We start from the raw sequence: 10,484 nt of genomic DNA, 5'->3' as shown, positions 1-10,484 counted from the left end.
GTGTCAGGTCGACACGGACGAAGCCGAAGACGATCACCGCCGAGAGCAACGCCGTGGACCCGATGGCGAGAGCAGCGCGACCGCCGTGTCTCCACCGCAGGTCGGCCGGCCACAGCAGTAGCACCGCGGGCAGCATCCAGTTGCCCTTCACCTGTCCGTTCACGACGGCGGCCACACCGAAGGCGGCGACGAACGCGAGCGCCAGGATCACGGCGGGATCGGTGCGGCGCCGTCGGATCTCGAGCGCGCCCCGGCCGGCGAGCACGGGGAGGACCGGCCCGGCGAGGACCAGAGTGCCGAGGACGAGCAGGCCCAGCCGGGCAAGGGGCCCGGTGTCGGGGGCGGTGCGGGCGAAGCTGAGAATTCCTCGCAGCAGATCGGCGTCGAGTGCGAGCAGCGACGGCGACGCGAGTGCCACGACCACGGCGATCGCGCGCCCCCGGGCCGGACGTGCGGACCTCCACAGCCACCAGATTCCGACCACGGTCACGAGCACGCCGCTGGTCTTCGCCCACGGAGCGAGGCCGGCCAGGAACACGACCCACCCCACGCGTCCCGCGCGCGCCGCGAGCGCGAAGCCCATGATCACGACGAGCTGCAGATCGTCGGGATGCAGGATCGACCCCGCATAGGTCTGCCACGGACACAGCCCGACCAGTGCCACGGCGATCCAGCGATCGCGCAGATCGAGTCCACGCGACCGCAGCCAACGCTCGAAGACCACGAGGACCAGCAGGCCGGCGACGAAGGGTACCCAGCGGGCCTCGGCGAGCAGCGGGAGGGGTCGTCCGATCGCCACGAGCAACTGGAGGAGCGGCACGTAGCCGGGCTCGGGGTGGTGCGACCAGTAGACGTAGGTCGCCTCGTCGCGCCCGAGGCCCGGGAGGGTGAGAAGCGGGAGTCGCAGCGCGGCCAGCGCGAGGGCGAGCGCGGACCACGCACCGGCCGTCCGGAGATCGTGCTCGGCGCGCGTCATGCTCAACGGCGCGACGACGACCCGGAGTCGTAGCCGGTGAGTTCCACGTAGCCCTCCCCCGTGACGGCGTCGCCGTTCCAGGTGCCCTCGTAGCGGCTCAGCCCCTCCCAGTAGGCGAAGCCCACGGTCTGCTCGGCGTGGACCTCCTGTTCGTCGAGCAGGGCCCGGATCTCCAGGCGTGCGTCCTCGGCGGGGAAGGTGACCGTCCACTGCACCGGATAGGTGGCGCCGGTCCACGGACTCGTCCAGGTTTCGCCCGGAGTGAAGGTCGCACCGCTGGTGTCGAGCGGACGGGCGCTCCCGTCGGCCTCGACGACGGTTCCCACCGGCACGTCGACGGTGTTGCCACGGCGCACGCGGAAGAACATGAGGTCGCGCCCGTCGGCCAGGCGTGCGCTGAACCAGTCCCACGAGAAACCCTCGCGCGGCGAGTCGCCGGTGAAGAACTCCTGGTCCATCCAGGTCATTCCCGACACCGGACGCGGGTCGCCGTCGAGCACGAGGGTTCCCGAGGTCTGCAGGCGGGGAATGCTGTAGTAGTAGCTGGCCTGCGACCGGTCGCTGGTCTTGTACGACAGGCCGTCGTCGCCGTGCAGTACCGGCGGACGCTGCATGCGCAGCTCGAGGTCGATGCCCAGCCCTTCCTGGCGTGCGCGCAGGTGGAAGGTGCCGTCGTCGCGTTGCTGGGCGACCCAGTCGCCCACCCAGACGCGCATGCGGGTGGTGTCGGCACCGGCCATGCCGGCCGCGGCGCGCTGGGTGCGTTCGCGCAGGTGGAAGCGTTCCCAGTCGACCTCGGTCACGGCGAAGTGCGCCAGGACGATGTCCTTGGCCCTCCACGCCGACTCACTCTCGACCGCACGCGGGCGCAGCCCCACGCGGAAGAAGGTGAGCTCGTAGCCGAAGCGGTGGTCGTGCGAATCGACCAGGCTGCCGGTGAAGTACCACCACTCGGTACCGAACCGGGGATGGGCGGCGTGGTCGCGGGGGAAGTCCCAGTTCCAGGGACCCTCGGCGCGACGGAAGTCGGGTGCCTCCGTCTGCGACTGGGGCGACGCGAGGAGGGGAGTCACGAGCAGCAGCAGGAGCAGGGTCAGGACACGCACCACGTCACTCCTCGCGCAGGGAGGCGGCCACGCTCATCTTCCGTCCGCGCACGATCGGGATCAAGGTGGCCAGGCCGGCGGCGAGCAGGCTCCACCCCAGGTTCAGCATCCACTCGCCCCAGGGCACGTGGAAGGGGAGCATCCATCCGAAGCTGCGCAGGTTGATCACGCGCAGCAGGATCCAGGCGAGACCACTGCCGCACAGAAGGGCGAACAGCCAGGCCAGGGTGGCGAGCAGGACCGATTCGCCCAGCAGCATGTTGCGTAGCTGCCGCCGTGTGAGACCGAGGGCGCGCAGCGTGGCCAGCTCACGCCGACGCTCCATGAGCATGGCCAGGAGCGCGGCCAGGATACCGATCGCGGCGACGGCGATGCCGATCACTTCGAGGGCATCGGCCACCGAGAAGGTGCGGGCGAAGACCTCGTCGGCCTGCCGGCGCAGACTCTCGTTGCTGTTGATCTCCACCGCCCAGGTGTCGGCCAGGTCCAGCTTCAGTGCGTCGATGAAGGCGTCGGTGTCGACTCCCTCCTCGAGGTAGAGAGCGACCGAGTTCGGATCGTGGTCGCCGAAGGTCAGCCTCCACGTGCGCTGGTCGAGCAGCACCACGCCGCGGTCGCTGGAGTAGTCGCGGTACACGCCGGCCACGGTCAGTTCCTCGGTCTGACCTCGGACCTCCATCTCGAAGGTGTCTCCGGGACGCAGCTCGGTGCGGCGCATGAGCGTTTCACTGATCCCGGCCTGCCCGCTCTCGATGCGGTCGAGGAAGACGTCCACGTTCGGTCCGGCGATCAGCGTGGGTTCGGCGCCACGGCGGAACACGTCGATGTCGACGCCGGCGGTGAAGGTCTGTACGCCCTCGGCCTCGGCCATGAGGCCGCGGTAGGTGTCGACGGCCTCGACGCCCTCACGATGGCGCAGCAGCGCGACCAGCGCCGGATCCAGCCGCGCCTGCAGACGGTCGACCTCGGCGGTGGCCGGGCCGATGTAGACGTCGGCGCGCACGGAGTCGGCGATCCAGTCCTTCACTTCGGCGTGGAAGCTCGCGACCATCGTGCCCATGGCGATCGACATCGACAGCGCCACGGTGAGTGCGGCCAGTGCCACGCCCGTGCGGCTGAGCGAGGCGCGGATGTTGCGCGCGGCCAGCGCGGCGACCTCGCCGCCGACGCGGGCCAGGAGCGGCTGCACACGCTCGAGGACCATACTGCCCAGCAACGGCACGACGACCGCTGCACCGAGCGCGAGACCGATCGCGGCGACGTAGCCGGGCAACGGACTCGTCGTCGGCCACGCGAGGCCCACCACGGCGATCAGACCGAGCGGGACCGCCAGCCAGGGCATGCGTTGCAGCCGGGCCCGCGTGGTGGTTTCGACGTCGCCGCGCGACGCGGTGTGTGCCGGGGGGGTCGAGGCGGCCTCCGAAGCGGGCCACAGTGCGGCCACGAGCGTGGCCACGACGCCCACCACCACTGCTTTGATCAGCGTCGAGGGAACGAGCTCCAGGGTGTCGGCCCGAACGTAACCGTACAGGTCGCTCGCCGTCTGCGAGATTCCCTCCAGGGCGAAACGACCAGCCCCGATGCCGAGGAGGATTCCCAGGACCGTTCCGATCGTCGCGATCAGGGCGGCTTCGATCAGCCAGGCGCCGAGGACCTCGCGTCGGGTCGCGCCGAGGCAACGCACCACGCCCAACTGCGGCCGCCGCCGCAGGACCGCCAGCAGCAGCGCGTTGTAGATCAGGAACAGCGACACGAACAGCGCCAGGTAGCTGAGCGCGCCCAGGTTCATGCTCAGGGCCGAGAGCATGGTCTCGAGGTAGCGGGCCGAGCCGCCGGGCTCCTCGATGCGCGCGCCCACCGGCAGCGCGGCGCGGATGTCGGCCAGGGTCGCGCGGCGGTCCTCGTCGTCGACGACGAGATCGATCCGGGTCACGTCGTCGCGCCCCGTCAGTTCCTGGGCCGTGGCCAGGTCGGCCAGCGCGAAGTTGTCGGGAACCTCGAGGCCGTCGATCTCGTCGGGCAGCGCGCCGAGGACGAAGGCCTCGCGCCGGAACGAGCCCACGGCCACGTCGAGGCGATCGCCGGCTTCGAGGTCGTGGCGCTCGAGGAAGTCCTCGCTGATCAGCAGGGCCCCGGGTTCGGCCATGAGCCCGAAGAAACGCTGGGTCGCCTCTTCGACGTCGAACTCCGTGTCGTCGAGTTCCAGGCCGAGGTCGCGGACGCCGGCCTCGCTGAGCGGATCGATGCCGTAGAGGCGCAGCGGCTCCTGGGCCAGCAGGAAGCTCTCGAGGACGGGGGCAGCCGCATCGACTCCGGGCAGGTACGACAGCTCGACGGCCAGTTCGCCCTGCAGTCCCCCGCGACCGGGCAGTACCTGATGCGTCGCGCGACCCTCGAGCCGCTCGACGGTGCGCCGAAAGCTGCTGACGGTGCTTCCGCTGCCGAGGTCGATGGCGATGATGGCGGCCACGCCCAGCGCGATGCCCAGCGCGGGGAGCAGTGCCTGCGTCGGGTGTTTCTCCCAGAACGGCAGGTGGACCAACCGCAGCAGTCGGAACATCAGGACCCGTCGTCGTCGCCGCTGTCCGGGTCGGCGTCGGGATCGGACTTCTGGAACAGCGCCGCGGCCTTGGCCGAGGGTCGGACCTTCGGCCTGGGCTTCGGCTCGGTCGATTCCTCTGCGGGCTTCGCGGCCTCGGCGGAGGCCTGGCTCTCCGCCGCTGGCGGGTCGTCGGGTGGAGATGGAGTGGTCGTCGTGCCCTCGGCCCCGGTCGCCGGCTCGTGGGGCGGGTCGGATGCCGGCTCCGGTTCCGGCTCGGGTGCCTCCACCTTCTTGAACAGTGCGCCCTTGGGCGGTCCTTTCTTCCTCTTTTTCTTCTTCGGAGCTTCGACGGCCGGGGCTGCTGCTGCTTCTTCGGCCGGGGCCTCTTCGGAAGGTGCCTCCTCGACCACGGGTTCCGGCGGCCATTCGATCCGCCCGCCCACCAGGTGTGCGACGCGCTGGGCCGTCCGCGCGGCCTCGTCGGCGTGGGTCACCAGGAGCACGGTCACGCCGTGTCGCTGGTTCACCTGGCGCAGCAGATCGAGCGTTCGTTCCGCGGTGTCGGCGTCGAGATTCCCGGTCGGTTCGTCGGCCAGCAGCAGGGCCGGCTCGTTGATCAGTGCGCGCGCGGTGGCCACACGTTGCTGTTCGCCGCCGCTCAGATGGTCGGGCATCTCGGACGCACGGTCGTCGAGGTCCAGCTCCTGCAGCAGGTGGTGGGCACGTTCGAAGACCTCGCCGCGCGGGCGCCCGCGCAGCAGCGCGGGCAGGGCCACGTTCTCGAGCACCGGAAGGATCGGCAGCAGGTTGAAGAACTGGAAGACGATCCCGATGCGGTCACGCCGCAGGTGCGTGCGCTCGCGGTCACCCAGGGCGGTGAGCTCGACGTCGTCGACGTGGATCGATCCGGTGTCCGGGGTCTCGATGCCGGCGAGACAGTTCAGGAGGGTGCTCTTGCCCGAGCCGCTGCGGCCGAGCAGAGCGAGGAACTGTCCGTCGGCGATCTCGAGATCGAGTCCGTCGAGAACGGTGTGGGTCTGTTCCCCGTCGCGGAAGGCCTTGGTCAGTCCTTCGATCCGGATGATCGCCATGTCCGCTCCCTTCCGCCGACACCATAGGCCGGGAGGAAGGGTTCGCCCAGCCCGGACTCAGCGTGGAAGATCTTCGTCCAGTGCTTCGGCCTGGATGCGGGCCTCGGTCCGCGCGCCTTCGATCTCGTACTTCGTGTCGAGCTTGTGGGTGATGAAGCCCGACAGCACCACGAACAGTGCCGGGACCAGCAGCGGGAGCAGGCTCCTCCACCGCCGGCGGTGCAACAGGTCCATCGAGAGCACCGTTCCCGACGCCACGATGAACACGAAACCCACCGAGACCTGATACAGGTAGCGGATGTTGAGCCAGTCGTCGGGGAACTGGATCGCGCAGTAGGGGAGGACGCTGATCAGCGTCCAGGCGAGGAAGAAGCGGATGGTCCGGTTGCCGAAGACGAAGCCGAAGATGCTGTAGCTGATGATCGCCCACCCGATCAGCACCCGCAGCACGGGAGCGACGGCGTAGACGAGCTGCACGAGCGGGTGCCCGCGTTCCACCAGCTGACTCACGTGGATCGGGAAGAACATGTGGATCAGGTAGTTGATCATGTTCCGCACGAAGTTCCCCGCGAATTCCAGGGGTCCCTGGCCCGCGGCGGTCCACGTGAAGTCGACCACGCCGGTGAGCTGTCGGACGATCGAGAACGCGACCGCACCCAGCACGAGCACCAGCAGGTGTGGCTCGAGGATCTTCCGATCGCTGCCGCGTTCCCCCCGGAAGAAGAACTTGTACGCGAGAAGTCCCCCGACCAGCGCGAAGGTCGTGGGGCGCGCGAAGCTCACCAGCAGGAACAGGAGCAGGACGGCCAGGTAGCGCGGGCTGAACATCCGTCCGCCACCGAAGAGGTCGTTGCGGATGTACAGGTTCAGGATCAGCAGGTACAGCGTGGTGATCAGGAGGTTCTCGGCACCGGCGACGAACAAGACCGCTTTCCCGTAGCTCCCCACCCCCACCGCGAACAGCACTCCGGCCAGGATCGCGATGCGGCGGTCGTAGAGGAGGGCGGTGACCAGCCAGTACACGAGAAAGGCGTTGATCCCGTGCAGAAGGAGGTTGGTCGCGTACCACCCCACGGGCTCGGCGCCGAAGAGGCGGTACTCGAGCCAGAACAACCCCAGCGGGACGGGGTGGTGGCGCTCGACCACGTCGTTGCGCAGCAGGACCGAGGGGTCGGCGTCGATCGTACGGGCCGTGCGGACGACCTCGAAGTCCTCGGCGTGCCAGAAGGGGTTGTCGAGAGCGATCCCGTAGAACGCGAACGAGAGGGCGATCGTCATCAGCAGGACCGCGATGTTCCACGACCAGCGCACGCGCGTCGGGGCGAGGTCGGCGGGCAGGAGAGTCGGGTCGGTCGTCGTGGTCACGCCGCGGGTTTCCTCCAGCTGCGCTCACCCCGGCGAGAGGCACACAGCACGATGCTCATCCAGGCCAGTTGCTCGAGGTCACCCCGGTAGCGCGGGGCCAGTGTGGGTTCGACCTGCCGCACGTAGTCGATCTCGAGCACGCGGCGCGGGTAGACCCGTAGATCGTACCAGCCCGAGCGCTCCAGGTGCGCGAGATAGTCGTCGGGCCGCACACGATTGGGAATCCCGGAGAAGCCCAGGGAGCGATAGAGCTTCCGGCTGTACCGGTAGATGTTCAGGGGATCGTGGTCCCGGATCCATCGGGTGTGGGTCTGCAGGTCGATCTCGGCCACCAGGTGCGCTCGATCGGTCACGGCATCGCTCAACTGCGCGAAGCTCGTCCCGACCTGCGAGAGGTGTTCCAGGGCGGAATGGCTGACCACGAGGTCGTAGCGATCCTTCGGCAGTCTGCCGAGGTCGAAGTTCTCGATCACGCGGTATCGCAGCGGGGAGTCCGGGTCTCCGGCCTCGAGCGCGTCGATGGCGTCGTGCAGTCGGTCGAGGAGCTCCACGTCCTGTCCGGCGATTCCCGCGGCGAGAGCGCGGTGGAGCTCTCCGGCACGTCGGCTCGGGACCAGGCGGTGCGCGTCGATGGCCGTGTAGCTCTCCGCACCGGCCGCGAGCCAGAGTAGGCCGGTTCCCAGGTCCGGTCCGGGCCCGATCTCGAGCACCGCGTGCCCCGGCAGGATCGGGTCCCGCTGCAGATAGTCGCGCAGGTGCTGAACCCAGTTCTCGAAGACCGCGCGGTCGTAGTGGAGGGTCTCGTCCGCATCGGCGGCCGACTGCGGTCGGGGCGTGCGATAGCCGAGCACACGGTGCCGGACCGAATTCAACGCCAGGAGCGCGAGACCGGCGGCATGGTGCAGCCGGTTGTGGACCGGTGGGGGGCTCAGTGTTTCGACGTCGCGGATCATGGAGTGGGCGCGCGGTGGTGGGCGTGGCAGACAGGCGGACAAGCGTACACCAGCTCGTGGTCCGGTCGCCACCCGGAGACTCGGGTCGTGTGGCGGGCGACTGCCGCGGCGGCTACGCTACTGCGGTCGAGCCGCTCCCCGTCCCGGGCCGTCGATGACCGACCACACCCCGCACAACACGACCGGCCAGCGGGCCGAGGTCCACGACCGTCAGATCCGCGACATGTTCGCAGGGATCGCTGGCGTGTACGACCGCATGAACGGGCTGCTCAGCCTGGGACTCGACGCGCGCTGGCGCGAACGGCTGGTGCGCTCGATCGACGCGGACGCCCACGACGTTCTCGATGCCTGCACGGGGACCGGCGAGCTCGTGCTCACGGCTGCTCGCATGGGCCGCGGTGAGCGCCATGTGGCCAGCGATTTCTGCGTGCCGATGCTCGAGGCCGGTGTCGCGAACAACCGCCTGGCCCGTACGGCACGGGTGCTCGCCGCCGACACGCAGCGCCTGCCCTTCGCCGATGGCTCCTTCGACGCCGTCATGGTGGCCTTCGGCCTACGGAACCTGGGCTCCCTCGACCAGGGCCTGGCCGATATCGCCCGTGTGCTCCGTCCCGGAGGGCAGCTCCTGGTGCTCGAGTTCTTCCGTGTGCGCCGGGCATGGATGGAAGCGCCCGTGTCCTTCTATCTGTCGCGGGTCGTGCCGGCGCTCGGCCGGATCGTGGGCGGAGCTCCCGAGGCCTACGCGTACCTGCCCTCGTCCATGGGTCGATTCGTCACCGTTGCCGAATTCAGGCGCCGTCTGAGCGCTGCGGGCTTCGAGCCGGAGCCGCTGGTCCGTCCACAGACATTCGGAATCGCTCATCTCGTGGTCGCGCGGAAGGCCTGATCGGCCCACGCCGAGGCCGACAGGTGACGTTTCCCTGACGATCTGTTGACACCCGCTCCGGAGGAATCGCGTATATTGACCCGCGTGCATGATGCACCTGCATCATCCCCTGGTTCGATGACGTCATGAGATCCCCCGCCCGGAAGGTTCGATCGACCATGCGCACGATGAAGATCCTGGCCCTGTCGACGCTCGTCGTCGGCTTCATGGCCACCTCGGCGTTCGCCGGTGACTGTAGCAGCAAGACCGCCAAGGCCGAGACCGCCAAGGCCGAGACCGCGATGGCCAAGGCCGGTGCCTGCGACAGCAGCGCGAAGGCCGCCGCGACGAAGACCGCCAAGGCCGGTGGCTGCGACAGCAGTGCGAAGGCCGCCGCGGCGAAGACCGCCAAGGCCGGTGGCTGCGACAGCAGCGCGAAGGCCGCCGCGGCGAAGACGGCCAAGGCTGGTGCCTGCGACAGCAGCGCGAAGGCCGCCACGGCGAAGACCGCCAAGGCCGGTGGCTGCGACAGCAGCGCGAAGGCCGCCGCGACGAAGACCGCCAAGGCCGGTGCCTGCGACAGCAGCGCGAAGGCCGCCGCGACGAAGACCGCCAAGGCCGGTGGCTGCGACAGCAGTGCGAAGGCCGCCGCGACGAAGACCGCCAAGGCCGATGCCTGCGACAGCAGCGCGAAGGCCGCCGCGACGAAGACCGCCAAGGCTGGTGGCTGCGACAGCAGCGCGAAGGCCGCCGCGGCGAAGACGGCCAAGGCCAGTGGCTGCGACAGCAGCGCGAAGGCCGCCGCGACGACCAAGGTCGCCGGTGCCGGCTGCGGCAGCAGTGCGACGAAGACCGCCAAGGCCGGTGCCTGTGAGAGCAACCAGGCCGAGATGGCCAAGGCCGTGAAGCTCGAGACCGTGCGCATGCCGTCGGGTGCGATGGCCGTCTTCTACCATGGCAAGAACGCCGAGACGGTCGCCTTCCTGCAGAAGAGCGCCGAGAGCGGTTGCCAGGGCTTCGCCTGTGATCTGGCCAAGAACGTGGCCGCCGACGAGAACTGCACCGTCGAGATGGCCAAGACCGAGTCCGGCGTGATGATGCTGGTCACCTCGGCGAAGGCCGACGTCGTCGACCAGTACGAGGCCCAGTACGCCGCCGTCATGGAGTCGACCGAGAACACGCAGGGCGAGTAACTCGCCGCATCGTCGTGGTGCGATCGTGGTCTTGCGATCGCAACGCGGACCTTTCGAAGAGCCCGTCCCGGCCTGCCGGGGCGGGTTCCTTCGTGACGGGCGCGTGCCGCTCCGACACTCGCCCGCCGATCCTCGGCCCTCCAACGCTCGGCCCACCGAAACTCGACCCGCCGCCGCCCGGCGAAGCCGATCGATGCACGACCTGTCACGGCTCGGAGTCCCCGGAATCCCGTTCGATCAGCACCGATCGCGGTGCGACTTCCACCGCGGACGCGTCCCGAAGACCCGTTCGGCGGCCCGCCGGTTGTGCGCCGCGCAGAGGACACGGAGGTTCTCGGCTTCGTGCGAGCCACCGAGCGCGAAGGGTTCGACGTGGTCGATCTCCAGGTTGCG

The 10,484-nt window shown here is 69.3% G+C and carries 9 protein-coding genes; 2 read left to right on the top strand and 7 right to left on the bottom strand.

Features of this window, described 5'->3' with window-relative positions; all coding sequences use genetic code 11:
- From VKA86_11560 to VKA86_11535, 6 genes are all read right to left on the bottom strand, one after another.
- A partial coding sequence (locus tag VKA86_11560) for a hypothetical protein (protein HKK71847.1) occupies positions 1-982 on the bottom strand: 982 nt, incomplete at its 3' end.
- Entirely contained in the window at positions 979-2,085 is a 1,107-nt protein-coding gene (locus VKA86_11555) for a lipocalin-like domain-containing protein (protein ID HKK71846.1), read from the bottom strand. The genes VKA86_11560 and VKA86_11555, both read right to left, overlap by 4 nt.
- Position 2,086: 1 nt before the next feature.
- A complete protein-coding gene (locus VKA86_11550; protein ID HKK71845.1) occupies positions 2,087-4,642 on the bottom strand; it encodes an FtsX-like permease family protein in 2,556 nt (851 codons plus the stop codon).
- Positions 4,642-5,715, bottom strand: a complete 1,074-nt coding sequence (locus VKA86_11545; protein ID HKK71844.1) for an ABC transporter ATP-binding protein — start codon at positions 5,713-5,715, stop codon at positions 4,642-4,644. The genes VKA86_11550 and VKA86_11545 overlap by 1 nt, the downstream gene beginning before the upstream one ends.
- Before the next feature lie 57 nt (positions 5,716-5,772).
- A complete protein-coding gene (locus VKA86_11540; GenBank protein ID HKK71843.1) occupies positions 5,773-7,080 on the bottom strand; it encodes a hypothetical protein in 1,308 nt (435 codons plus the stop codon).
- The gene (locus tag VKA86_11535; protein ID HKK71842.1) at positions 7,077-8,033 is read right to left on the bottom strand and encodes a hypothetical protein; all 957 of its coding nucleotides are present in this window, start codon (positions 8,031-8,033) and stop codon (positions 7,077-7,079) included. Before VKA86_11535 ends, VKA86_11540 begins: the two co-directional genes overlap by 4 nt.
- A 154-nt stretch (positions 8,034-8,187) precedes the next feature.
- Here VKA86_11535 and VKA86_11530 point away from each other — a divergent pair, with 154 nt between their 5' ends.
- Entirely contained in the window at positions 8,188-8,919 is a 732-nt protein-coding gene (locus VKA86_11530; protein ID HKK71841.1) for a ubiquinone/menaquinone biosynthesis methyltransferase, read from the top strand.
- A gap of 158 nt (positions 8,920-9,077) precedes the next feature.
- Positions 9,078-10,091 (top strand): hypothetical protein, encoded by a 1,014-nt coding sequence (locus VKA86_11525; GenBank protein ID HKK71840.1) that lies wholly within the window; start codon positions 9,078-9,080, stop codon positions 10,089-10,091.
- Between the two features lie 237 nt (positions 10,092-10,328).
- Here VKA86_11525 and VKA86_11520 read toward each other — a convergent pair whose 3' ends face one another.
- A complete protein-coding gene (locus VKA86_11520) occupies positions 10,329-10,472 on the bottom strand; it encodes an HNH endonuclease signature motif containing protein (protein ID HKK71839.1) in 144 nt (47 codons plus the stop codon).
- Positions 10,473-10,484: the final 12 nt, after the last annotated feature.

Source organism: Candidatus Krumholzibacteriia bacterium (genome assembly GCA_035268685.1).
Lineage (GTDB): Bacteria > Krumholzibacteriota > Krumholzibacteriia > JAJRXK01 > JAJRXK01 > JAJRXK01.
Note: the sequence above shows the minus strand (reverse complement) of the source record. Positions and strands in the feature narration are given on the sequence as shown.